We start from the raw sequence: 23739 nt of genomic DNA, 5'->3' as shown, positions 1-23739 counted from the left end.
CGACCTCGTCGAAACCCTCTACCGCGGCTTGGCCGACAACACCGTCGGCAAGATCATCGAATCCCTGCTCCGTGTCGATCTGATCATCCTCGACGAACTGGGCTTCGCCCCACTCGACGACACCGGCACCCAGCTGCTGTTCCGCCTCGTCGCCGGCGCCTACGAACGCCGCTCCCTGGCCATCGGCTCGCACTGGCCCTTCCAAGAGTGGGGTCGATTCCTGCCCGAGCAGACCACCGCCGTCAGCATCTTGGACCGGCTCCTGCATCACGCCACCGTCGTCATCACCGACGGCCAGTCCTACCGAATGAAGGACGCCCAACACCGGAAGGAGAACCCCCAACCAATCTAAGAATCACTGCACGGGGTGGGTACTTTTATCCGGCCACCAGCGGGTACTTCTACTTGGCCATTGACACCGTGCGACGGCCGCCATGAGGCGGCGCGCATTCTCACGCGAACCTAGCAGGTACACCGTTTCGCGCCCCGAATCGTCGTCATCGGCGTACATGGGCCCGTCCGTAACCGTGACTGGCAAGCTGAATCTGTGGTAGGTCGTCCTCGCACCATTTAACGCAACCTGCGTCGGCGCCACCAGCCGGAGTACCCTCACGACAACTGTCCTGCTCAGAGTAGGATAAATGGTATGGCGAAAGCCAAAGTGTCCGTAATGATTGAAGAGGCCGTGCTGGCGGCGGCCGATGCGGACGCCCAGGCGGCCGGGCTGAATCGTTCAGAGATGATCGAACGAGCCCTGCACAACGAGCATCTCCGAATCTCGCTCGAGAACTACACAACACACACTGTGCCAACGCTCGACATCGACGCCTACGCGGAGAAGGTCTATCAGGCGAACCGGGCCGCTGGCCTGTGATCACACCCGGAGACATCACGCCAGGCCGCGACACCAACCAGGAACTGTACGTTGTCGTACTATCTAACACGATTCACCTCGCAGCCGCCACCGGCCAGGTGATCATCTGCCCCTTCATTCCCGGTGAAATCCCCAGCAGCACAATGGCTATGATCGTCACAGTGCTGCAACCCAAAGGGGTTGTCTTACCGGAGCTCATCCAGTGGCTTCCTGTCGCGGCCCTCGACCAACCCATCGGCAATATCGGCGGCATCGCGCTCGCTGACACGACCACGACCGCCGTCACCGCGCTCATTTCCTGACCCTCAACGTACTATCCCCGATCGCAACTTGCCCCCAATCCGATAAGAATGTCCCCGAGATTGCGTGAGAACAGACACCAATTTCTCGGGCAACCCTGCGCGCGTGGCCGCGGCGGTGGATGGATGGGTGCTTCCAGCGAATACCGCTTATTTCGTCACTGTGACGACTCGGCGTCTCTCCTCCAACGATCCGGCCATCACCTCGATCGCCAAATCGAGGCCCAGCTACCACGTACTTATAAGGCGTGCTCCTATAACGGTTTTCGCCAGCGCTCGGCGGTCAATCCTGATCACTGCATCCCACGTCGCACGCCGCGGCACCTCACGCTACGCCGCAGCCGAGCTCGGATTCGACCACGCGCCATAACAATTCAAATTTGGTGCCAAAATCTCCATGGGTAGGCCGTCGCCGCAGCGTAGACCATATCCGCTACGTCGACCGGTCGCCGCTCCCAACCCTGCAGCAACTCCATCGTGCGTGCGGTGACCCACTGCGCCTGATAACGCTCGCGATCTCCTGTGGAGGCCTCCGGCCGAGGCCGGTTCGCGCTGAGGTTCACGTAGTACACGGTTGAGGCGATCCGGTACTGGTTCCATACCTCCTCCGAGATGTGGTCGCCGGTGCCCAGCACATCCCACATCTGCCGCAGATCGAGCGTCATCTCCCCCGACATCTTCACAGCTTCGATCATCTGCACAGCCAGCGGCACAACGACCTGATTTTCAACCATGCGCGTCTCAGGTTCAGTGGAGGTCGTCTGCTGAACCCGGGCATACACCTCCGGGTGCAACGCTTCGAGACGATGCATATGCATATCGTCGAGAATCGGGCGGATGTAAGCACCGTCATCGAATTCGCGTTGACAAACCGCGTATTCGACCCCTGGCACCCGACCGTAGGGGCTGTCCGCGGTTACTGCCATGGCAACCAGATGCGTTCCGCCGCGGCCGCGCAGCCGTGCATATTCGGCTAGCACCTCGGCAGGATCGGATGACCCGAACCAGCCTTCCCGAAATTGGTTGTCTACCAACTTATCTGCCGTCAACAGACGGGCAGTACGTGGCAAGAACACTCCCCGCGGAATGTAACCAAAGCCTTCGTTGGACATCACCACGCACTCGGTGGCCCCGCCAGCCTCGCGGCGAAATACGCCCACGGCCCACTCAATGCACGCGTAATTAACAATGTCGCTGTCACGACGGAGCTTGCGCGCCAACACTTTTGCGGTTGCCAGTTCGGCTGACTCCGGTCGTCCACGGTTGCGGGCGCCAGCTCCGGCGCTGACAACACTTGCCGGCACAACCACCGCCCCACCCGATCCGACCGTCGATCCAGCTGCCGGCCCGGTTGTCGGCGCGGAGCCACCCGGTGTGGCCGTGTTGCCAGCAGGGGCGACGGGGGCTGCAGCACTTGCGCCACCCGCAGCTACGGGGGCCGCGGGAGCGCCCATACCCGGGGGCGGAAGCATCATCGCCGCCGGTGCAGCACTCGTCGGCCCGCCAGACGTGGCAAGCCCCGGCGCTGCGGGGCTGACTGCCGGAGGGGTCGCACCTGCTCCTGTCAACCCGGCCGAAGGAACGCCCGCACCCGAAGTCAGCCCTGCCGCTGGAGTTGCGGCTGCTTGCCCTGCGGCCGGCGTTCCAGTGCCGGTCGCAGGCGGCAGCGACCCCAACGCCGATCCGGCTGAAAGTCCTTGGGAGAACGCCGGTCCCAACTGTGCCGGTGCCCCGGCTGCTGGTGCGGCATTAGCGGGCAGGTTCCCCAGCCCGGCAGCCTGAGTACCGGGCAGCTGCCCCATACCGCCGGGCAGCCCGCCCAAGCCCCCACCAGAGCCCAGGCCTCCCATGCCACCCCCACCGGGCATCGATCCAAGTCCCCCCGTCATCGACGTCAACCCCGGCGGGAAACCAACAGACTGAATCCCGCTGCCACCACCACCCGGCATCGGCATCTGCCCGGCACCCGGATAAGGGCTCCCCATCACCGCAGGAGTGGATCCTGGTCCCGTCGTCGCCGGCTCGCCGTCCTCGCCCTTCGCTGCACCACTGTGGCGCGGCGTGTGCCCATTACCTATTCCCTGCGGATTGCCAGTGCCGTTGGGGTTCGCGGGGTCGCCGTTGTCATCACCTAGTCCGGAGCCCTCTTTGCCTGTGGGTACGGCTATTCCGCCTCCGCCGCTATGGGGCAAGACGGGGTCTTGAGGTGCCGGACCGCCTAGGCGTGAGGTAAGAGCCGTGATATCGGTGCCTGCAGTGTGCTCGAAAACTCCGGCCTTGGCTGTAGCGGCTCCTACCGCGCTGGTCGTCAGGGCTCGGGCGTGCGTGTGCCAGCGCGCCGCGATCTCCTGCTGTTGTATCGCGTTCTTGGCCTGCGACAGTTCAGCATTGGCTTTCATCAAGACGTTCCGTTGGGCGGTTTGCGCGTCGCGGTAAACGCCAGCGACTCCGTTGAAATAATCTGCCGCCGCGTTGTATATCTCGACCATCCGGCCGTAGTCTGCGGCCAATTGGCGATTCTTTTCGTGCCCAGCTTCCCAACCGGGCGATTGTGCGGCCTCTTCGCGCATCGCATTGGCGGCTTTGAGCTGCTGCTGCAGCTCACCGACTTTCTCCGCCAACGCCGCGTAGTGCGCCGCTTGGGTCTCCAACGGCTCTGCTGCTGGCGGCACCATATCCGGGGTGATGATGATGTTCCCAGCGATACTGGTTGCGGGCACATCCGCCACGGCTCCCTCTTCCTCACACTACCGGCAAGCGGCGTTTACCTTGTCTTCTGCGGTGTTTGCACGACCGATCGCGGCGTTTCGCAAGCTGCCCTTGCGATGCGTGGTGGCGTTTTCCATGTCCGAGCTGGCCGCAAGGTAGTCGTCGATCCCTGAGCGGATCGTTGCCGGTGTATCGGCGGGCAGTTCACGGCGCAGGTATGCGCTTTCCACCAGGATTACCCGCGCCTCGTTGGCCAAGGCCTCTTGGGTGCCAGGGTCATTCCAGTCGGCTGGAGCGTGGGCCACCGCGTTCGTGGCCGCGTCCATTGCTGTCGCGGTAATCCCCCACACTTGGCATGCCTTTGTGCGTGCGGCTGCCACCTGGTCGGAACTCGGGGCAGGTGGTGACCACGGCGCAACCACCGTACTGACGGGAACTTTGGATGGCGTCATCCACGCTACTGCGGCAAGGACGGCGGCTCCGACCGCAACGACTAGCGCCGCCGCCGTGCCCCCCACCGCCCCGCGGCCGGGCCCCGCCGGTGGCGGAAGCTGACGTGGCGGGAAAGCGGGTGGGAGCGGTGTCCCCGCTTGGGGCGAGTGCAGGGTGGCGGTCATATGCTCACCACCGGTGTCAGGTCCTGAGCGTTCTGGTTGTCGGTCTGAAGGTCTGCGGTCAACGATTGATCGTTGCGTTGAGCCACCTTTCCACCGCGTGGCGCCAGCGCGGCACCGGCTCCCGCGACTTGCTGGTTCACACCTGCGCTTGCTGCCACGCTCGGCGCCCACATTGAAGCCGCGTGAGCCCCCCCGGCTGCCGTGGCCGCCGCGCCATGGGCCGCGTGCTCGGGCACGGTCGTAGCAAACTCGACCGTTGCCGAACCGGTCAGCATGTTCGCCGACTCCGCCGCAGCGGGAATGACCTGCAGAATGTCATCGGTTCGCATCACTCACACACCTTGTCGAGTCGATCTCCCGCACTTCTAAGCGCTAACACGAACGGCTGGGCATCGTGGTCGGACAGCTCGCGGGTATTGGCGTCGACCAACCGAATTACTGCGGTGACATATTCATTGGTCGCGTCTAGCACGTTCTTCGGGGTAGCCGGCGGAAGATGCTGTTGGATGTACTGCGTCTCCAGTATCACCACAAGCTGGAAGTTGCCCAGTGCAGGATGGTATTGAGGCGATTGCCGGTCTCGCGCAGCGTCGAAGAAGTTCTTTTGAGCAGCAATTATCGATTTGTCCGCCGTATCGCTGGCGTCGCAGGCTTCCTTCTTGGCCGCCGCCACTTGCTCCGGGCTGTAGCTCACCGGCGGTGGGGGTGGCGCCATCACCGTGGTGGTTGTCGCGGCCGGGTTTGATGCGGTCAACTTCATCGCACTCATCACCGTTGCGCTTAACGCCAGTAGCAGCGCGAGCGCCAGCATTACCCATACCGCCAGCCAGCCCGGCCCGCGTCTGCGGTACACCGGTGGCGGTGCAGGAGCTTGTGGGGGTGGCACGTAGCTGGGCGGTGGTGGCAACACCGCGGCACCGGTCGGCACACCGACCGTACTCGTGGAGGTGGGCGGGCCGCCGGTCGCAGCGGGGTAGCTCGGCTGCCCAACTGCCTGCGGATTCATGCAATCAGCGTACTGTCCTGCGGCGACATCGGGCTACCGTTGGACGCGAATCCAAGACGAAACCGGTGCTCAGGTGGCAGTCCAGATCTCACTTTCGGGATTGATGAACGCTTGCACAGCAGCGTCGAGCGCTTCCTGGTCTTGGCCGCCTCCCACGCTCGCTGTTTCCTCGGCCGCGGCGTTGACTGCCTCGTCGATCGTGGTGTTGATCAGCTCGGCCAAAGCCCCGTGTGAGTAGCGGGTGGTGCAGCCCTGCGCCAGCGACAGCGAGGTGAGTTGTCCTTGGGAGTTCACCGACAACACGACGTCGCCATCGCCGCCGATGGCTTCCAGGTCGATGCCATCCATCTCCTCGAGCAGCTTGGAAAGCATCGTCGACACCCGTTCCATGCGCGCTATGACACTGGCGGTTAAATTCTTATCCGCCTGGTAGCCGTCATACTCGTACACCGTCACGGGGCCTCACCATCGTCGTCGGACGCAATTTCATCCTGCAGGTCGGGCAGGGCCATCGACACCGAATCGAGCTGGGCCATCACTTCAGCGACCAGATTCTGATCGGACTGATAGCCGACGCACCCATTCACGCTCACTGGTCATCACCGCTGCCCGGGTCGCGGTCGACGCGTCGGCTGCGTGACCGAACGGTCACCGTGCGCTTCGGCCCGTCTTTGGGGTAGGCAGCGGCGTCAACGGTGGCCGTGTGCCGAATTGGGTCTCCCCGTTCGCCTTTGATCGGCTCGGAATTAGGGCGCGATGGCATCTCGATCGACTTGTCCGGGTCCTTTACCTTGCGCTTGGCCGCCCCGGCGCCAGCGCCCATGCCCCCCATCGGGGGCATGAACATTGGGGAGCCGCCCATACCGCTCTCAGCGGCGGCAGCGGTGGGACTCGGGGTGGCGCTGGCCCCCGCCAACGGGGGCGAGGTGGGGGAACTCATTCCGGAGATCGCTGAAGCCGCCGGCTTGAGATCTGCGCCGCCGCTGGCCGCCGGGGCGGTAGCGCCGTCGTCACCACCGCCTCCGCCGGCACCGCTGCCCAGGGAGTCTGCTGGCTCAATTTTGGCCGCGTCGTCCAGCCCGTTCTTGCCTGCCATTCCTTGTGCCAAACCTGCAACGCTCTGGGTGGCTTGCTGGGCCAATCCCTGCAGCTCTTGGCCTAATTTCTGCGGTATCTGGGTGGCCATCCCGACCCCGGCGCCCAGCAGGCCGGTCAACATCGGCGGCAAAGATGAGGCCATTCCCGGCATCGCACCCGTTCCCGCAGGCGCTAGCGGGTTAGCGGCGGGATCACCATCGCCTGCATTGAGACTCTCGTCGAGGCCGGCGGGGTCGGTGTCGGGGTCGACGTCGCCGGCGTGGGTGGTGCCCGGGTGATCGCGTGTCGGTTTTGGATCCGCTCCCTGCTGAGTTGGAGACGGCGGGGTGTCCCCTTGTCCGGCACCAGGTTCCACGATTGCTGGGGCTGGCGGTGGCCCCGGCGGAGCCTCCGGTATCGTCTCGCCGGTGTGGTAGCCAGCGGCCACAACCTGGGTGTGGTTCGTTAACTGGGTCAAATTCGTGTGTGCCTTAGACACCGCGGCCGCCGATCCCGGACTGGGATAAGAGCTGTTGAGTGCGATCGCGTTGTGGAGCTCGCGGTGACGGTTAGCGAACTCCGTGGTCGTCGGAGTCGCCTGCTTGGCTTGTGTAAATCTGTTCTTGTGGCTGCCGGCGAGCTTTCCAACGGTGTCGGCATGGCGGGCCATCTCCTGCGCCCAGTCCGCGTAACGATTCAACGCCGCCGAAATACGCGGTCCTGCTTCCCCTTTGAGATGTTCACTGACCGTGGCCGCCCCGCGGCGGGCCGATCGCGCGGCAGCGCTAAATCCTTCTGACAGTGCCGCACAGTCGGCCACAAACGCATCCCCGGCAGCGGGCTGACCGGCTTCCATGATCGCCGCCGTCGTTTCGGCTGGGCGGGGTCCCGGCGGGGCGATCGGCACATCAGGCGCAACAAGATTCACCGTCACCGCCGGGGTGAAGCCCGGCGTGGAGGGTGCAGGGTTACCTTGCAAGCTCACCACCGCTTGATTGGCCTGGTCCATCTGCCCATACGCGACTGCTGACTGGGTTATCGCCTTGGCGCCGGCCGCAAGGACCGTCGACCCGTCAGCAGCTCGCGATGCCATCACCGCCGCGTGCTCACTGAGGCGGGCAGCCACGCTCGTTGATGTCTCATCGGTGGCCAGCGGAGGGTGCACCGGCGACTGCGCGCCGAGCCTGGCAAGGCTGTTAGCGGCGGCGACCAGCCCCGCGACCGCACTCTGCAGTCCGGCAACATCGACCTGCAGCACTGCGGTCCTCCCTCCGTGTTCTAGCTGACGTTGCGACGAGTTCTCTCAGAAATCGATCAGGGCCTCATAGCTGGCAACCTGATCCTTGGTGGGCAACGCACTGGACACGGTCACGTGTTGAGCCTCCCACTCCTGACGCAGCGCCAACTGCGAGCGTAAATGAGCCAGCGTGTTCAATTTGATGATGCGGTTAGCCAGTTCGGCGTCGCTGAGCTGCATCGCCGCCGCCTGAAGCTCCACGCCTAACGAGTTGCCGCTGCGGCCCACCGCCACCACGATCGACTCATCGCGGCTTGCGACCTCGAACACCACGGTGTCGTAGTCGGTCGACGGCGCTTCAGACATGTTGCTAATCCGTGGAAATCGTCAAATTGGCACGGTTGTCAGCGTTCATCTCCGCCATGCGCGCCGCGGCGGCGCGAAGCTGCTGCGCCATGGCCCCGTGCCGCTCTTGTTGGTCGCGCAATGCGGTCTCGCGGTCGTTGACCGCGGCCACTGCAGCACGACGCGCCTCGTAAAACAGCGGTCCCCACGATTCGGCCGCAGCCACGGTGCGGGCATGGTCAGCACGGGCCTGCCCGCACGCCTCGGCGGCGCGTTCGTGGGCGATCGCCCATCGGATCAGGTCATCGGTGTTGACCTGCAAGGCCTGCTCATTCACGGTCATTACGGTACTCCCTCACGTTGCAGTAAAAGTTCGCTTAAGTGGTCGGCGGCGCCGGTGCGGGCGCCACGGCCGGTGCCGGGGCGACGGCCGCCGAAGTCACCGTTGTCGCTGTTGGGGCCGACACGCGTGTCCACCCCAAGAAATTCGGGCCAGTGTCGAGCTGGTCAATCGGCGTGACCTGGCCATTGAGCCAAACATGGTCTTTGTCTAGAGCCATGACCCGATGATCGGTGTATTGGCCCACATCGCCGAATTGCAGCCGCGAGGGTGCCATGGGTGAACTCACCGGCGAACCCAGCGGCGGCAACTGAAGATTGGCCCCTGCAAACGCGTCGTCGATGCTGTCACCGGAGAGCACCGCGCGTCCGGCCTGCGCGAGTGCGCCATTGGCCGCGGTTCGCACCGATTGGTCGGGCAGCTGGACCTGAGTCGACGGTGTTGGCGTCTGACCTGGCGCTGCCGGCGCTGACGGCGGCGGGGTGGATCCGCTGCCAGCGTTTTCTGTCCCCGCCTTGTCCCCTTTGTCTGCTTTGTCCCCTGGGTCGTGCAGTCCGGCCGGCTGGGTGCCATCTCGCGGTTTGTCGTCACCGGTGTGCGATCCGGACGGGTCTTTCAACGAATCGACGTGCTCATCAGAGGCCTGGTCCGGATCGTGGCCGCCATCGCGTAGCGCCCCACCGATCGCCGAACCCAAATCCCCCAGCCCGCCGCCACCGCCTCCGCCGAGCGAGGGAATCGCTGAACCGAGCGCACCTGGCAGCGAGCCAAGAGCGCCCATCGCAGGCCCGCCCATCATGCCCAACCGCGACATCAACGGATCTGAGGCCAGCCCGTCCAGTAGCGGGTCATTGCCACTGCCAGTGCCGTCACCGGTCCCGGCCGGAGAATCGGCACCACCACCCGGTGTAGTGCCGGTTGAGTCCGGGTTGCCGCTGCCAGTGCCGTCGCCGCTCGAACCCTTGGTGTGCGGGTCATCGCCGGGTTTCTTGTCTTGCAACGCCTGATAGCGCGCCGAGAGACCATCCAACACCCGCGCTTGTGAATCTGAGTCCAGCCCAGCGTTTTTCAGGACGTTGAGGATGTCGTCGGTTTTTCCCTGCAAGAACTCTGCCAGCTGCTGTTGGCCGGTCGCAGTATCCAGCGATGACCCCAGCTTGTTGACCTGGTCGATGATGTCTTGCTGCAAAGCTTGGAGCCGCTGACGACCATCAGCGCTAGAGCTCGACGCTTTAAGCAGAGCGTCGGCCAGTTTGTCGTCAGCGTCATTGAGCGCCGAATGATTTTTGGCCAGTGCCTCGTCGAGCCGTTTGGCTGCTTCTGCCCCTGCCCCGCTCAGTCCCGGTGGCGGTGGCGTGCCCGCCGGGGAGGTCGGCGCCGGCGACTCCGGCGGGGGCGGCGGGGGCGGAGGCGCTGCGGGTTGGTCGCGGCCCAGCGCCTGGTTGATTTCGGGCATCGGAGCCGTATCCGGGTTAATGCCCATGTAAGTGAGCTTGGCTCGGTCGAGCTTGGTGAGCTGATCGCGTGAGGTGACCGGAGCCGTTGGGGCCGGGTCTAGTGGCATCGGGCCGCCGGGCGCCGGGCTTTGAGGGAAGGGTGACCCCAATACCTCGGATACTCCGCCGAGCACCTGGGACAGCGCTACATCGGTCCAGCCCGTCATGTTCGGGACGATAAGTCCCGAGTCGCTTTAGCCGCTACCAACAACGCCACATTCACCAAAAACCGGCTACGCCAGCATGTCCACACGGCTTGTCGACTTTTGTTTTCTTTCAAGACACGCCGCACCAGATGCGTCCTGCAACTTCGCACACCTGCGTCAATCAGTCCGGAGATACGGCACACAGGAGTGCCTTAAGCCGGGGAGCCTCGCGACTGTGAGCGTAGCCGGCGAGCCAATCGGCGATCTTAGCTGCAAGCTCCACCGGCAACGATCGCGTGCTCTACATCGGTAGCATCGAGCACCGCGCGCATATCCATCGGCGGCAATGACTTTCGGGTTCGCAGCGGGCCCATCACGGGTTGCGCCTCCTCGATACTTCTCGCCGCACGCCCCTTCCCCGCAGTGGAATCCCCGGCTGCACAAGCAGTAGCCGCCAACACCGACATACGCGCGCGAAAGCCGACGCACCTCTAGCAGGACCAGCCTGGACAAGAGCAGGGTCAAATTGTCACGGTGACGAATCAGCCTGGCGCACGGGGCGCTATTGCAACCCGGGCGGGCGCCGATCATCTGACCGGTGGCGCCGAAGAAGCGGCCTTGCGGCTGGCAGTAAGTACGTCCTGGATTTCCGCAATCTTCATGTCGACGTCTTGCACGACTGCGTGCGTGATGCCCGGATCGTCGGCTAGCTTAGCGGGGATACCGTCGCGCAAGCTGGCCAGCTCGTCGGCGATCCACTTTATTCGACGCGATGCGAACTGGTCGCCTTCGACAAGTGGCATCGCCCGCGAGGCCAACCTGACACCTCTATCAGCGATCCGGGCGCTGCACCCCTTTGGTTCCAATGTTAAATCCCTTCGAGCGCTGCACTTTCCACCAACGCTAGGGCAACTTATCGGCCTAGGCGACGGTCACGGTCAAAATTCCCGCCAGAACTTTGACGCGCGAAGGTTGATCGCCGGCCTTGGGGTAGATCTGCATCGCGACGGGCCATGGGGGCTGTACGCCGCCCGTTGTTGGCAGGCCGTCCCCCGGGTGTGGCTTCTAGTTAGTAGTTAGTGGCCTTCCTGCGGATAGGTTGGTGGCCCCAGAGGACCGGAAGGGTTGTACGGTTCGGGGGTTAAATCGCTGTGCCACATATAAATCCCGGACCCTGGTAACCATTCGTCGTATCCGTAGGGTGGCAGTGGGTTAGAGCCAGGCGGATAGATTTTCGCTCCCGGAAAGGCCGACTGCGGTACCCACACGCCTGTGTTTGGGCCCAACTGGACATATGGGTCTGGATTGCCGCGTTCGTCGACGACCGTTGGTGGCCCTAGGGCTCCGGGCGGATACACCTTGTAGCCGGGGATTTCATCGGATCTGACAAAGTAGTGCGGAACTTTGTCGGGGTCGTCTGCTCCTGACCGGTCCCATATATCAACCCACGGCGGCGAATCAGGAAAGTTGGGCGGGCCCATCCCACCCGGGCCGGCGTCATAGGGCATATGCCGCTTATCACCCGGCTTCCACGTGCGCGAATCCAGCGGCGCAGCAGGTGGTGACTCCTTGCCGTGGCTACCGGAAAGGCGCCCGTAGTCAGCGCTTTGGATGGTGCCGGCTATTTCAGCGTTGCGCTGCTGGAAGTTTTGCAGCAATCCCTTCGCCTGGTTGAGCTGACCCTGCAAAAAGCTGGCGAGTTGCTGCTGCCCTGCGGCGCTACGTGTGCTGGGGGCCAGTGCGCTAACCCCCGCGCGGGTCTGAGCGATCAGGTTGTCCATGCTTCGTGCTCCCGCCGCGGCGGCCTGTCCGGCATGGGTCAGCGCCGGATTGACTTGGCCATCGGCGGCTACCGTGCGGTCTAACGCATGGACCTGATCGGCGTTGGTCGCAGCGTAGGTCGTCGCTGCCTCGCCTTGCCAATTGGCAGCTGCGGCCTGCCCCACTGGCGCTACAGCTGCTCGGCCCGCCATCAACTGCTGCGCCGAAGGCAACGACGCTTCGAGGGGCGCCGCGCCGAAAAGCCGGCGAGCATCACTGAGCACGCGACCTGTCTCGGCCACCAGTCCATCGAGTGACGACATACTGGCCAGTATTACCCAGATCCAGTGCGGCTTCTATCGCCGTCTCCGACTTCGTGCTCATGTGGTGTGCGGGGCGTCGGCGACCGGATCGGCCAACTGCTCGTTCATTCGGTCTCCGGCATGCACGTGCTGGCGTACGAGCGGCGTCGCAGCTTTATTCAATGCTGGGGCTGCGATCCAGGTCAGGGGTGCTGGGGTGCGCGGCGTGCACAGGTCGCTAGTGAGTGCGCGCGCTTGTCTGATATCGAGCCGGACGGCGGACTTTTGTTCGGGCGTGCTCGTGGCATCCAGAAGGAGGGCCCGCGCGCGTTGCTGGACGGCATGGACGTGCTCGCGGCGGGCGAGATTGTCGGGCAAGGCTTGCGCGGCGCGGATGTCTTGTTGGGCTTGAGCCGAAGGTCCGGATTCGGGCATGCCGCACAGTAAACCGCGGGGCTGTGCCGCGCGACAAAGGCTGCGAGGTTTCGCCATGTGTCGGCATGCGGTGGCGACGGCTCGAATATGCCGCGATGAAAGGGCACGGGGAACTTCAGCGCCACACAAGGGACCGTTCGAATGTAGTGTCTAACTTCCGGTTTGGATATTCAGAAGTCGTGCTCGGGACCGGCGAGGCCTTGCTGGTGGTCGTGTTGTTCGAGGGCGAGGCGTTCTCGGGCGCGGACAATTTTGCGTAGGGCATCGGCGCTGGGGTAGCCGAGTTCTTCGACCAGGGCCGGTGTGGGGTTCAGGAGCAGGCTCCATCCGGGTTTGCGGCCGCGGGCGGCCATGCGTTGTTCGGCCGCGGCGGCTTTGGCTTTGGCTTCGGGGCTTTGGGCGGCCATGCGCAGCTCGAGGGTGAGGGCTTTAAGTTCTGCGTCTTTTGTGGCCAGTTCGTCGGCGTGTTCGAACGGTGCTGGGGGGTTGGTTACAAAGTCGTCGAGGGCGGCCTGGTCGCGGTCGCGTTCGTGCTGCAGTCGTGCGTGGTGTTCGGGTAGGCCGGTGTAGAGGTTTTCCACGCGGCGCAGCAGTCCGAGTTGTTTGGGGCCGTTGACGTCGGAGCCTGGACCTGCGCCGGTGGATAACAGTTCAAGGCCGGAGATTTCTGCGGTGCGCGACGGCACGGCTAGTCGTAGTAGCAGTTGGTCGTGGGTGAGGTCGCGGGCGGCCAGGATGTCGATGCCGTAGATGGTGGCGCCGATGGGTTCGAAGCGGCTGGCGCCGCGGTCTTTGCCGGCGGTGTAGGCGCGCCGGCAGGCCGCAGCCAGTGCGTGGGAGGCGGGGACGCGCTCGGTGTAGGTGGTGTCTGCGACGGTCAGCCGTGGTGGCCCGCCGGCGGAGGCATGCGCGGCGGCTGCCCTGGCGAATGGAGTGAGCTCGTCGATGGCGCGTTGTTTGTTGGGAATCGCGCGCTCGAGCACACTGACTTGCCAGTCGCGGTTGCGCACCGATTGACTGTGTGCGCGCTGCAGGGCGGTGAGGCGTTTGACGGTGTCGTCGAGTTCAACTTGGTGTATGTAGCGCGGGTCGCCGGTGGCGATGGCCTTGGTTTCTGCGGCGGCGGTCCCGATGTCACCGCCGGAAAGGTCGTCGATCTCGATATCGAGGACCTCGTTGCGGCGCATCTGTTCGATGAACAGCGTTTTGGCTTGGACTTTTTGCCACATGACGGTGTCGTAGGAGCCTTCGGTGACGTAGATGAAGATGTCGATGCCGTCGAGGTTTTGGTTGCCTTGGCGCTGAATGCGGCCTTCGCGTTGTTCAAGGTCGCGCGGGCGCCATGGCACGTCGACGTGATGCAGGGCGGCGGCTCGGGCTTGCACGTTGACCCCGGCGCCGATTTTCTCGGTGCTACCGATCAGCACTGAGACGTCTCCCCTAATGCACTGGGCGAACAGCGTTTTGATCTCTTGAAGATTTTTTGCCTCGTGGACGAAGCGGATCGCGGCTGCGGGCATGCCGCGCGCCACGAGTTCGTCTTTGATCGCCTGATAGATGGTGAACTGGGCGGGGTCTTTGGATGGGGTGCCGCGGTCGCAGAACATGATCTGCAGTGCCCCGGTGCCGGCCGGCGCGCCGGTGTCGGGATGGGTATAGGCGCGATGCGCGTGGCGGTAATGGACACGCATGGCTGCGTCGGCGACTGCGCAGGCGCGGCTGTGTCGGGGTTTGGGCAGGTGGGCCAACCGTGGATCCAACGACACGTTGCGCCCGTCGTTGCTGATTTTGAGTGGGTTGTCGCGTCGGGGATTGCGTGAGTCGAGATGATCGAGGCGGTAGCCCAAGTCGGTAATGAAGTCGACGACTTCGATGTCGGGGTGCAAGCTGATGATTTGGCGTTGCCCGGTGCGAAGCGGCGGCAGCTCGACGGGGACTTGGTCGCGGGTGACGACGTCGGTGTAGACCGAGGACAGCGCCAGCAGGGCGGGCAGGTTGGTGAACTTCCCTACTCGCGTGACGGGCCGCAGCTTAGTGCCCGTGGTGTTGACCTCGATGGTGGTGGTGGTCGCGGTAAACGCCGCACCCCAGTCCCCCAGGTCAGCGACCCCGGCGTGCTCTAAAAGGTCTGGCCGCAAGTAGGTTTGCATGACCCATAGCTCGCCTAATGAGTTGCTGATCGGTGTGCCGGTGGCGAAGGTCGCGACCCGTTCGACAACCCGGTGCGCGGGAATGCCTTTGGCCAGCGCCTCGTCGCGGCGCCGCTGGCGCAACACGGTGAGTTTGAGGGCGAGGTCCTCGGCACGTTGCGATGCGTTGGGGCACGATAATTCTTCAATGTTGCAGGTGCGGCCCAAGTTCTTGTACGTGTCGGCCTCGTCGATCATCAGATAGTCACAACCGGATTCCTCAAACCGCAACCCAGTGTCTTTGGTGTTGGCGGCTACAAGTTTTTCTAGCCGCGCCTTGGCGCTTTTGATGGCGAGTTCGATGCGCTTTTTGCTGCGGTCGGCTTCGGCGGATTGGAGTTGTTCGCGCAATGTATCGAGCTGGTTTTCGATGTAGTCGACGCGCATATCCGTGGAGACGTTGATCGCGGTGAACGCCGACTGCGGGATGACAACGAGATCCCAATCACTTGAGGCGGTTTGGGCGATGAAGCGGCGCCGTCCATCAGCGGTGGTGGCCGCTGAGCCGAGCAGAATCTTGGCGGCCGGATACCACTGTTGGGCTTCGCGGCCAACTTGTTCGGTGATCGCATTGGGTACCACGAGCCAGGGTTGGCGTACCAACCCCAGGCGCCGCAGTTCCAGCGCTCCAGCGACCATGCTTCCCGTCTTGCCCGCTCCGACAACATGATCCAAGAGAACGGCGGGCTCGGAGATGATGCGCGCGGCGGCGTTGCGCTGGTAGAAGTGCGGCGTGAAGTGATCCGACATGCCAGGAAAACGCATGTGTGAGCCGTCGTAGGCAGGCGCGCGCCGCGAGTTGAAGCGCCGGTTGTATTCGGCGACCAGGGTGTCGCGGCGGGTCTCGTCAGACCACAGCCAGCGGGTGAATTCCTCGCTGATTTTGGCCATTTTGGCTTGGGCGGCGAAGGTGGCCTGCAGGTCGAGGACACCGTCGTCGTTGTTGACGAGGACGGCTTTGGAGTTGCAGGCGGCCTCGAGCAGGCTGACCGCGTCGCAGCCGCGTCGGTCGGTTCCCCATTCGTCGGTCATCAGCCGGCCGTGGCGTTTGTAGGAGGCAACGTCGACGACCCAGCGCCCGCCGATGTGTTCGGCGACCACACCGGTGGCGTCGAATGTTTTCTCGGCGAAGGCGGCGACGACTTGGGCCGGGATCCACGGTGCCCCGGGGCGCATTTTGATGTCTTGGGCTTCACGCTGGGGCGGCAGCACCTGTTGCAGGGCGGCGGCGTAGTCGTTGTAGATCGGGTTGGTTTCGGCCGCATCGAGCGCGCGGGCGAGTTTGGTGCGCACGTTGCCGGACAGGGCACTCACGGCGGGGACGAGTTCGTCGGGGTCGTCGAGGCTGGGATAGACCAGTCCAGCGATCAGGTCACGGGCGTCGTCGACTTCGACTTCTAGCAGGTTGGCGATTAGGTCGACGTCGACGCGCTGGGTGCGGTCCAGGCACACCGCCAACGCTTCTTCGGGGGTGTCGGCGGTGGCGCGCTCCAGCGGCGGGGTGAGCAGGTCGGTGGAAAAGATGGGCGATTTCTGGGCGGAGCCGGTGTCTTCGTCGAAGATTTCCAATGAGGCGACCAGTGCCCATCCGGGGTCGTGGCGCATTCCGCCGTCGAGGTGACGCCGCTTCTTGTAGGGCGCGGGCGCTTCGGAGGCCTCGGTGTCCCATTGCGCGGCGACGTCGTCGGGCACGGGCCCGGTGTAGGGGCGCTCGGGGGTGCCTTCGGCGGTGCGCCAGGCGGTTTCGGCGGCGGCCAAGCGCTGATCGTGGCGTTCTTGGGTGACGGTGGGATAGACCCAGGTGAACCGGTTGAGGGGGCCATGCTGGCGCACGTAGTTGTCGTAGAGGGTGTTGAGGTGTCCGCGGAGCTGGTCGCGCTCGGCGGCGGGCTGGCCGTCGCGTTGGGAGGCGATGAGGCTGACGGCGACGTCGCGCAGGCCGATGAGTTCGCGGGTTTCTGCTAGCAGCGTTTTCGGGGTTTTGTGGGGTTCCCATTGGTGTCCGGCCCAGTATTCGATGCCGCGGTTGGCCTCGCTGTAGCGCAATGTGTAGAGCGGGGTGTCCTCACCGCGGTCGGCCGCGGTGATCAGGCCGGGGTCGAAGACGTCTGCGGAGACCTCGGTGAGTTCAGCCGGCGTGGCGGTTAATCCGAGCCCGTGCTTCATGGCCGAGTCGATGAGCAGGTGTAGCCGGTCGTGCAGCTGCTCGGCGAGCTCGGTGCCGCTGGTGCCGCTGGTGCCGCTGGTGCCGCGCACGACGAGTTGGTGGGAGCCGTTGAGTCCGCGGCCCAGGTGCATCTGGCCGAGCACGTTGTGGGGGTTGGCGACGAAATGGGAGTTGATGTGCAGGGTTTCGCCGGCGCCGGTGTCGGGGTCGGTGAGTTCGATGGCTTCGGTGTTGATCCAGGCGGGCAGTTCGTCTGGGGAGGGGGTTCGGGGATCGCGGCGGCGCAGGATGAGCAGGTCGGTGACGACCTCGGTGCCGGCCACCCGCGTAAACGCCTTCGACGGGAGCCGGATCGCGCCGATGAGGTCGGCTTTGGCCGAAATGTCACGCCGGGCGACCGATTTCGCCGCATCCAGGGTGTAGCGGCTGGTCAGCACAGCCACGTATCCACCGGGGGCAATCAGCGCGAGGGATTTGACGATGAAGTGGTTATGGATGGAGTGACGGGCGGGGTTGTGGGCGGGGTCGGTGACCGCGTAGCGGCCGAAGGGGACGTTGCCGACGGCGGCGGCGAAGCTGTTTTCGGGGACGTGAGTGGATTCGAAACCTTCGTGGCGGATCTGGGCCGATGGGTAGAGCAGGGCGGCGATGGCTGCGGTGGTGGCGTCACTTTCCACACCAACCATGACTGCCTCATCGGGGGCGTGAGCGATGAATGTTCCTGCTCCGCAACCTGGTTCGAGGACCTTGCCACCGCTAAACCCGGCCCGACCTAGTGCTTCCCACACCACGGCGGCGATGGCGGGATCGGTGTAGTGGGCGTTGAGGATGGAGGCCTCTGCCTGGCGGTATTGGTCGCGATCGAGCAACTCGGCCAGGGTGTCCCGTTCGGCGGTGAGGTCGCTGGCGCGGGGGTCGAACACCTGGGGTACCGCACCCCAGCCTGACCAGGTGGCCAGGACACGTTGTTCGGCTGGGGTGGCCGGCCGCTGCGCGTCTTGCAGGGCGCGCAGCAGCTGGACGGCGGCAATGTTGGCGCGGATGCGTGCTTTGGACCCCGATGGCACCAGGGTGTCGAGGCTTGCCGGAAAATCGGTGGGGCTGGTGAATTCTTCTATCCGCTGCTCGGCGGCCGGAGTCGGTTCGTCTGATACAGCCGGGCTTTGTACGGTGCCCGCCGGCGGGTCGATTGGCTGGTGGGCTGGTGTGCGCGGGTTCGGCCGCGGCAGCGGGGCGCCGCCGGGGTCAATCGAGCGCGGATCGGTGGGCTGATCGGCCTCATCGAACAGTGAGGGCTGGGCGTTTACCGCTCGGGTATGCCGTCGTCGCGCAGATCGGTGTAGACCATCTGAGCCAGCGTGCTCGTGAGCGGATCGTCCGGGCCGCTCGGTAGGGGCAGGCCATCCTCGGCCCGGGCGGCTAGCAGGTATCCGGCCTTGATCCGAAACACCGCCGAGTAATTCGGGTCCGGCCACAGATCCGCGATCAGCGCCTCGATGTTCTGGCTGGGGTCGCTGCGATACTGGGGCCGGGTCCAGCGTTGATCCCAGGGCACCTGACTGCGATCGGGCGCTGGGTCGTTGTGCTCCCCCCACAGGTTGCTGGGCTGGCCGTCCTCGGTCGGGATCTGCTCGTAGAGCTCGTTGTTGAGCACGATCTCCATCGCCTGGCTGCGTGCGGTGTTCAGCATCCCTGCCTTGGTCAGGTAATCCGGATGCTCGCCGCGGCTGCGGGTCCACGCCCCTACCGCCTGGGCGCCCATCTCGGCCGCCAGCTCGGCGACCTGGTAGCTGATCCTGGCCGCCTGGCTGTCCAGGAATGTCTCGCGTTGGGCTGGGCTCCACTGCGGGGGCAGCTCGAGCGGGCCCGCGTAGGCCTCCGCCACGATCTGGCGTATCTCTGGGCTCGTCACCACCACCGTCCCCGCCGAAGATGTCGAACAGACCCGGCTGGTGTGGATCTGGCCGCGTCCTCCGTGCCATATTGTGCGCTCCGATCGGCTCGAGTCGGGGTCGGGGTAACCGTGGTTAGCCATAAACTGGCGCAGCCGACGCTCAGCGACCCGTCTTCGTGCCGCAGCCGAGCGTGCATCGGGGGAGGTCATGTCGTTGTGCCGCAGTCGAATAATGTCGGGGTGAAGATCTTCCGGTTGGACCACGAGACCTCGGTACGCGCCGCGTAGGCGCCGCTTTGCGATGTGGCAGATAGGATTTCGACTCGGTCCCAGTCGCGCAGCTCGATGTCATACAGGGTGTTTGCGCTCATTGGGTTGCCTTTCGGTTACTGGGATCGGGGGCAACTGCCTGGTGGTGCAACCATGGGGGCACGATTTGCGCCAGTGGCGGTGCGGATGTGAATGCTGCAGGAGGTCAGCTGCCGGACAAGGCGCAAGTTGTGACCAACCTTGCCTAGTGCGCGCGCATAGTCATCGGGGTTGACGTAAACGCGGATGCGGCGCTGTTCAGGGTTGATGACTTCGGCGATCGCAGACTTGATTCCCAGTGCGTTGATCACGTACCTGGCAGTGTCGCTGTCGTAGGCGATGATGCTGACATGTTCGCCGCAGAGGCGCTTTTCGACGTCGGCGATACGCAGGCCGCCCCACCCGATACAGACGGCGACCGCGTTGATCCCGCGAACACGTGATCGGACCGCGACTTTAGCCAACAGTCCGGGCTCGCGTGCGACCGCAATGATTTCGACGGAGCCGTTGGCCAGTTCGGGCACCCGAGCTGTCAGCGCCGCTCGAACGGGACATGTGATCATCGGATGGCGCCCTTTCAACGTGGCGCCGGCTGGCCGTCCGAGGCGCTGAAAGCGGCTTCCAGGGCGGCGATTTCGCGGTCGGCGGGGTTGGCGGCCGCCGTCCAGGTGACCTCGCGGCCTTCACGGCCACCGCGGGTCAGCAGGCCTTGACGCTCAAGGCCGCACAGCACCCGGTAGATCTGCTCGTGGATCGGGGCGCAGGATATCGCGACCCCCGCGACCGGCACGTCAGGCGCGTGCAGGCGCAACTGTGCCGTCGTGAGGGGCCGTTGCGCGATGCGGAGTTGGGCGAGCAGGTCGTCGCGCAGGACGCGGGTGGCTGCGCTGCTGCTAGGCACTGGCCTTCTCCCTTAGCGTCGCACTTGCCCTGGACGCGGGTTTAGCCGCTTGTCGGCGGCGCAGGTCGCGCTGGGTGGCCGCGAAGTGCACGGCCTGACGGATTTGCAGGGACCGCAGCCGTAGCGCTGGGGGTTGGTTTCGGTAGCGGGCGATGACCTCGCGTAATTGCGCTCGAGCGGCCTTGAGGGCGGCGACGTCACGGGCGCCGGGCATGGCCACGCTCGCCCACACCCCATCGGTAGCGCCAAATCTGAGGGCGTTCTGGGCGCAGGCGACGATGATGGGGCAGTTGGTGCAGATCGCTGCCGACTCTCGCTCCCCGCTATATCCCCTGAACCAGGTGTCGGGGTCTTCGTACTCGCACAGGCCGGTGTCGGCTCGCAAGGGTCGGATGGTGGTCACGGCGCTCTCCATTCCTAATTATACCTGTGCATCATATTGTGTATGTTGTGTACTGACTACGTTTATAGCTGCTCATGCGCTGATAGGCAACATCAGTGCAGATGAAGGTTTCGGCAGAGTAAGTCGACACAGTTCAAGGGCGTACAGCGTATTGGCACCCCTGCGCATCTGCTGCGCGAAACCATGCTTTTCTGCCTTAAACAGGCTATTTCTGTGCATCTCTCGCGTGGCACATCTGTTGGGATCCCGTGTCCGACCGTGGCTGAACGTGGTCAACTTCTATAGTTAACTTGCAAGTATCCGAGAGGTCGTCGGTCGACGACGGCGGCGACGATGGCGAAGGACACGGTGAGCACCAAGGCGACTCCACCTGGCGAGAGCCCGCTAGAGCGGGTCGGCAAGGCCGTTGCCGACCGCCGAGTCGAAGTTGGGCTGGAAACGCAGCGAGAGCTAGCTGACGCGGCGAATGTGTCGCTGAACACGGCCGCGTTGCTTGAGCGCGGCAAGTCATTTCCTCATCGGATCAACCGCGTGAAGTTCGAAGATGCCCTGCAGTGGCCGCGCGGCACCCTCGATGCGCTACGCCGCGGTGAGCCCATCCCGCAGACCCAACCGCGCCCGGCAGCGGCGCTCACGGCGCAGCCCTCGTTCGAGTCGGTGTCGACCGATCCGCGCACCACGTTGCAGGCCTTGGGAATCGCTAAGGCGATAGCGGCGATATCTGCGATATGCGCACAGATTCTGGTGCGCCACAGCAACAGTGCACAGGCGAAGGCAACGCTGCGCGACCTCGACGATCAACTGTTGCAGTTAGAGTCGCTCATTGTCGCGAGTCTGCCGCACGTGCGCGGAAAGTCGTTTAGCGAGACCATGTCGGCGCTGACCGAGCTGCACGAGTATCGCGACGTCATCCGCGACGCCGCCGGGGACGCGCAGGCCTCGACCGAAACTGCTACGCCATCGGCCGGCGCGCCACGTACGAGGCTGGCATCGGCGAAATCCTGACCGGCACACCGGATTGCTGGGCTTCTACGCACTGCGTTGGGCTGATGGCGAGCATGACGTGCCCTGCTTCGGGAAAGATCAGGTCTCCGGCTTCGACGTTTCCATGAGCTACCTTGGCGCCCTGGTGAATCTGGGTGTATGTGTCGGGACCCAAGGTGATGCCGGCCTGAGCGTAGGACCAGTGAACCAGGCCGGAGCAGTCAAATTGGTTGGGCCCCTTGGCCCCCCAGACATAGGGGCACCCCAAGCGGGTTAGTGCGGCTTTGACCGCGATGCGCGCTAATGGCCCTCCCCCAGCGATCGCGGCGTCGTGGTCACCGGCGAGTTCGGGGTTGGTGTGGTGGTGGTTTCGGGTAAGCCCGGACAGGGCGGTGTCGAGGCCGGGGATAGAAAGTGGGCTGCCCACTCCCCCGCCGGCGGCGCCCAGGCCGCCCATCGGCATGCCACCGGTCATGGCGCCGGCGCCCATCGGCATCGCGCCCATCCCTGCGCCGTAGCCGCCGGCACCTCGCCCGATCAACGCCGCCAGCTCCATATTGCGCCGCTCACAGATGCGCAACAGGGCCTTGGCCCGATCCAGCTGGCTTTGCAAATGCGTCACCAATTCCCGCTTGCCTGCCGGGGTTCCGGTGGCAGGAGCGATCGCGGCCACCCCCGAACGGGTATCGGTGATCACCCCATCCATGCCCCCGCCACCCGCGGCAGCAGCCTCTCCCACGCCGGTCAGCGGCGGGCCGGTCCCCGCGTCGGCGGCGATGGTGTGATCCAGGGAAAATAGCTGCCCAGTGTTGGCAACGCCGTACCCGGTGGCCGCCGCACCACCCCAGCCTGCGGCGGCGGCCTGTCCCGCGCCTGCCACAACCTGGCGACCCGTCACCAGTCCCGACGTTGATGACCAACCCCCGTTAATCATCGGCGCCGCCCCGAAAAGCCTGCGCGCATCGCCCAATACACGGCCAGCCTCAGCCACCACCTCATCGAGCGACATACCCGGCAGTATCACCTAAACCGCGCCCACGCGGCTATCACCAGCACCAACTTCGCCGCTCAGTAACCCTTCGGCGGTCGTGTGGGATCGGCCTGCTGGATGTTGGCTGCCAGATTCGACGCGTCAGCTGCGACGCAATAGCGGCCGCGGGCGTAGTTGATGAACGCGCACGCTTCGGATACGTCGTCGAATCGGCTACTTGCTGTGCCCGGCTGGTGATACTGCCGGAACGTTGCACCGGTGAATTGGAACGACCCTCCGCTGGGATCTCCCCTCTGCGCGTTGGCATCGGTGTGGTTTATGGCGTCGTTGCGGTATCCGGATTCACGTTTAGCCACCAGCATCATCCCGGCTTCCCACCGGGCACGTGCTACGGGATCATGAACGCCTTCGATGTCGAGGGCTTTGCGGATCGCCGCGCGGACGCGGTCGGCCCCTGGACCTGCGGGCTCGGCGGCCAGGTTCAATCCCTGATCCGGCTCGGGGTTGGTGTGGTGGTGGTTTCGGGTAAGCCCGGACAGGGCGGTGTCGAGGCCGGGGATAGAAAGTGGGCTGCCCACTCCCCCGCCGGCGGCGCCCAGGCCGCCCATCGGCATGCCACCGGTCATGGCGCCGGCGCCCATCGGCATCGCGCCCATCCCTGCGCCGTAGCCGCCGGCACCTCGCCCGATCAACGCCGCCAGCTCCATATTGCGCCGCTCACAGATGCGCAACAGGGCCTTGGCCCGATCCAGCTGGCTTTGCAAATGCGTCACCAATTCCCGCTTGCCTGCCGGGGTTCCGGTGGCAGGAGCGATCGCGGCCACCCCCGAACGGGTATCGGTGATCACCCCATCCATGCCCCCGCCACCCGCGGCAGCAGCCTCTCCCACGCCGGTCAGCGGCGGGCCGGTCCCCGCGTCGGCGGCGATGGTGTGATCCAGGGAAAATAGCTGCCCAGTGTTGGCAACGCCGTACCCGGTGGCCGCCGCACCACCCCAGCCTGCGGCGGCGGCCTGTCCCGCGCCTGCCACAACCTGGCGACCCGTCACCAGTCCCGACGTTGATGACCAACCCCCGTTAATCATCGGCGCCGCCCCGAAAAGCCTGCGCGCATCGCCCAATACACGGCCAGCCTCAGCCACCACCTCATCGAGCGACATACCCGGCAGTATCACCTAAACCGCGCCCACGCGGCTATCACCAGCACCAACTTCGCCGCTCACGCCTCCCAGCGCTCCCAGCTGTGAGCGTTGCCGT

The 23739-nt window shown here is 64.8% G+C and carries 25 protein-coding genes; 4 read left to right on the top strand and 21 right to left on the bottom strand.

The window, feature by feature from the left end:
* From AC0KS4_RS28450 to AC0KS4_RS28440, 3 genes are all read left to right on the top strand, one after another.
* Window positions 1-352: ATP-binding protein (locus AC0KS4_RS28450; protein ID WP_472408541.1), on the top strand; the 352-nt coding region annotated here is incomplete at its 5' end.
* A 294-nt stretch (window positions 353-646) separates the two neighbouring features.
* On the top strand, window positions 647-874 hold the full coding sequence (locus tag AC0KS4_RS28445; RefSeq protein WP_007172145.1) for a ribbon-helix-helix protein, CopG family: 228 nt from the start codon (window positions 647-649) through the stop codon (window positions 872-874).
* Window positions 871-1176, top strand: a complete 306-nt coding sequence (locus AC0KS4_RS28440) for a hypothetical protein (RefSeq protein WP_007172144.1) — start codon at window positions 871-873, stop codon at window positions 1174-1176. The genes AC0KS4_RS28445 and AC0KS4_RS28440 overlap by 4 nt, the downstream gene beginning before the upstream one ends.
* Window positions 1177-1547: 371 nt before the next feature.
* Here the strand turns inward: AC0KS4_RS28440 and AC0KS4_RS28435 are convergent, their stop codons facing one another.
* The 19 genes from AC0KS4_RS28435 to AC0KS4_RS28345 all read right to left on the bottom strand — a co-directional run bounded on the left by AC0KS4_RS28435 (window position 1548) and on the right by AC0KS4_RS28345 (window position 20507).
* Window positions 1548-3902 carry a hypothetical protein gene (locus AC0KS4_RS28435; RefSeq protein WP_007172142.1) on the bottom strand — a complete coding sequence of 785 codons (2355 nt, stop codon included), beginning with the start codon at window positions 3900-3902 and terminating at the stop codon, window positions 1548-1550.
* Between the two features lie 18 nt (window positions 3903-3920).
* Window positions 3921-4208: a hypothetical protein gene (locus AC0KS4_RS28430; RefSeq protein WP_007172141.1), complete on the bottom strand. Its 288-nt coding sequence runs from the start codon at window positions 4206-4208 to the stop codon at window positions 3921-3923.
* 287 nt (window positions 4209-4495) lie between these two features.
* Complete coding sequence (locus AC0KS4_RS28425; RefSeq protein ID WP_033717256.1) at window positions 4496-4828, bottom strand: hypothetical protein; 333 nt, start codon at window positions 4826-4828, stop codon at window positions 4496-4498.
* Window positions 4828-5310 (bottom strand): hypothetical protein, encoded by a 483-nt coding sequence (locus AC0KS4_RS28420; protein WP_007172139.1) that lies wholly within the window; start codon window positions 5308-5310, stop codon window positions 4828-4830. Before AC0KS4_RS28420 ends, AC0KS4_RS28425 begins: the two co-directional genes overlap by 1 nt.
* Before the next feature lie 264 nt (window positions 5311-5574).
* Window positions 5575-5961 carry a YbaB/EbfC family nucleoid-associated protein gene (locus AC0KS4_RS28415; protein WP_007172138.1) on the bottom strand — a complete coding sequence of 129 codons (387 nt, stop codon included), beginning with the start codon at window positions 5959-5961 and terminating at the stop codon, window positions 5575-5577.
* Entirely contained in the window at window positions 5958-6098 is a 141-nt protein-coding gene (locus tag AC0KS4_RS28410) for a hypothetical protein (RefSeq protein ID WP_007172137.1), read from the bottom strand. Before AC0KS4_RS28410 ends, AC0KS4_RS28415 begins: the two co-directional genes overlap by 4 nt.
* Window positions 6095-7840 (bottom strand): PPE domain-containing protein, encoded by a 1746-nt coding sequence (locus AC0KS4_RS28405; protein WP_007172136.1) that lies wholly within the window; start codon window positions 7838-7840, stop codon window positions 6095-6097. Before AC0KS4_RS28405 ends, AC0KS4_RS28410 begins: the two co-directional genes overlap by 4 nt.
* Window positions 7841-7885: 45 nt before the next feature.
* Complete coding sequence (locus AC0KS4_RS28400; RefSeq protein ID WP_007172135.1) at window positions 7886-8185, bottom strand: DUF2694 family protein; 300 nt, start codon at window positions 8183-8185, stop codon at window positions 7886-7888.
* Between the two features lie 4 nt (window positions 8186-8189).
* A complete protein-coding gene (locus AC0KS4_RS28395) occupies window positions 8190-8486 on the bottom strand; it encodes a type VII secretion target (RefSeq protein ID WP_231588657.1) in 297 nt (98 codons plus the stop codon).
* Window positions 8487-8541: 55 nt separating this feature from the next.
* Window positions 8542-10167: a DUF4226 domain-containing protein gene (locus AC0KS4_RS28390; RefSeq protein ID WP_047324037.1), complete on the bottom strand. Its 1626-nt coding sequence runs from the start codon at window positions 10165-10167 to the stop codon at window positions 8542-8544.
* Between the two features lie 566 nt (window positions 10168-10733).
* The gene (locus tag AC0KS4_RS28385) at window positions 10734-10949 is read right to left on the bottom strand and encodes a hypothetical protein (protein ID WP_007172131.1); all 216 of its coding nucleotides are present in this window, start codon (window positions 10947-10949) and stop codon (window positions 10734-10736) included.
* A 273-nt stretch (window positions 10950-11222) separates the two neighbouring features.
* Window positions 11223-12230 carry a DUF4226 domain-containing protein gene (locus AC0KS4_RS28380; protein ID WP_007172130.1) on the bottom strand — a complete coding sequence of 336 codons (1008 nt, stop codon included), beginning with the start codon at window positions 12228-12230 and terminating at the stop codon, window positions 11223-11225.
* Window positions 12231-12287: 57 nt separating this feature from the next.
* Window positions 12288-12644: a hypothetical protein gene (locus AC0KS4_RS28375; RefSeq protein WP_132160395.1), complete on the bottom strand. Its 357-nt coding sequence runs from the start codon at window positions 12642-12644 to the stop codon at window positions 12288-12290.
* A 170-nt stretch (window positions 12645-12814) separates the two neighbouring features.
* On the bottom strand, window positions 12815-18067 hold the full coding sequence (locus AC0KS4_RS28370) for a hypothetical protein (RefSeq protein ID WP_007172128.1): 5253 nt from the start codon (window positions 18065-18067) through the stop codon (window positions 12815-12817).
* Between the two features lie 236 nt (window positions 18068-18303).
* A complete protein-coding gene (locus AC0KS4_RS28365) occupies window positions 18304-18912 on the bottom strand; it encodes a hypothetical protein (RefSeq protein ID WP_033717261.1) in 609 nt (202 codons plus the stop codon).
* 188 nt (window positions 18913-19100) lie between these two features.
* Window positions 19101-19265 (bottom strand): hypothetical protein, encoded by a 165-nt coding sequence (locus tag AC0KS4_RS28360; RefSeq protein WP_007172126.1) that lies wholly within the window; start codon window positions 19263-19265, stop codon window positions 19101-19103.
* Between the two features lie 15 nt (window positions 19266-19280).
* Window positions 19281-19766: a hypothetical protein gene (locus AC0KS4_RS28355; protein ID WP_046184891.1), complete on the bottom strand. Its 486-nt coding sequence runs from the start codon at window positions 19764-19766 to the stop codon at window positions 19281-19283.
* Between the two features lie 14 nt (window positions 19767-19780).
* Window positions 19781-20104 carry a hypothetical protein gene (locus AC0KS4_RS28350; protein WP_007172124.1) on the bottom strand — a complete coding sequence of 108 codons (324 nt, stop codon included), beginning with the start codon at window positions 20102-20104 and terminating at the stop codon, window positions 19781-19783.
* Window positions 20097-20507 (bottom strand): WhiB family transcriptional regulator, encoded by a 411-nt coding sequence (locus AC0KS4_RS28345; RefSeq protein WP_072501167.1) that lies wholly within the window; start codon window positions 20505-20507, stop codon window positions 20097-20099. The genes AC0KS4_RS28350 and AC0KS4_RS28345 overlap by 8 nt, the downstream gene beginning before the upstream one ends.
* A gap of 333 nt (window positions 20508-20840) precedes the next feature.
* On the opposite strand from AC0KS4_RS28345, the gene AC0KS4_RS28340 reads away from it, so the two are divergent.
* Complete coding sequence (locus tag AC0KS4_RS28340; protein WP_007172122.1) at window positions 20841-21512, top strand: helix-turn-helix transcriptional regulator; 672 nt, start codon at window positions 20841-20843, stop codon at window positions 21510-21512.
* Here the strand turns inward: AC0KS4_RS28340 and AC0KS4_RS28335 are convergent.
* Window positions 21460-22500 carry a C40 family peptidase gene (locus AC0KS4_RS28335; protein ID WP_051445829.1) on the bottom strand — a complete coding sequence of 347 codons (1041 nt, stop codon included), beginning with the start codon at window positions 22498-22500 and terminating at the stop codon, window positions 21460-21462. The two genes, AC0KS4_RS28340 and AC0KS4_RS28335, sit on opposite strands and share 53 nt — an antisense overlap.
* A gap of 59 nt (window positions 22501-22559) precedes the next feature.
* Complete coding sequence (locus AC0KS4_RS28330; RefSeq protein ID WP_075630248.1) at window positions 22560-23642, bottom strand: hypothetical protein; 1083 nt, start codon at window positions 23640-23642, stop codon at window positions 22560-22562.
* Between the last annotated feature and the right edge of the window lie 97 nt (window positions 23643-23739).

This window comes from Mycobacterium sp. NTMscope_MAC_12 (genome assembly GCF_976985675.1).
Note: the sequence above shows the minus strand (reverse complement) of the source record. Positions and strands in the feature narration are given on the sequence as shown.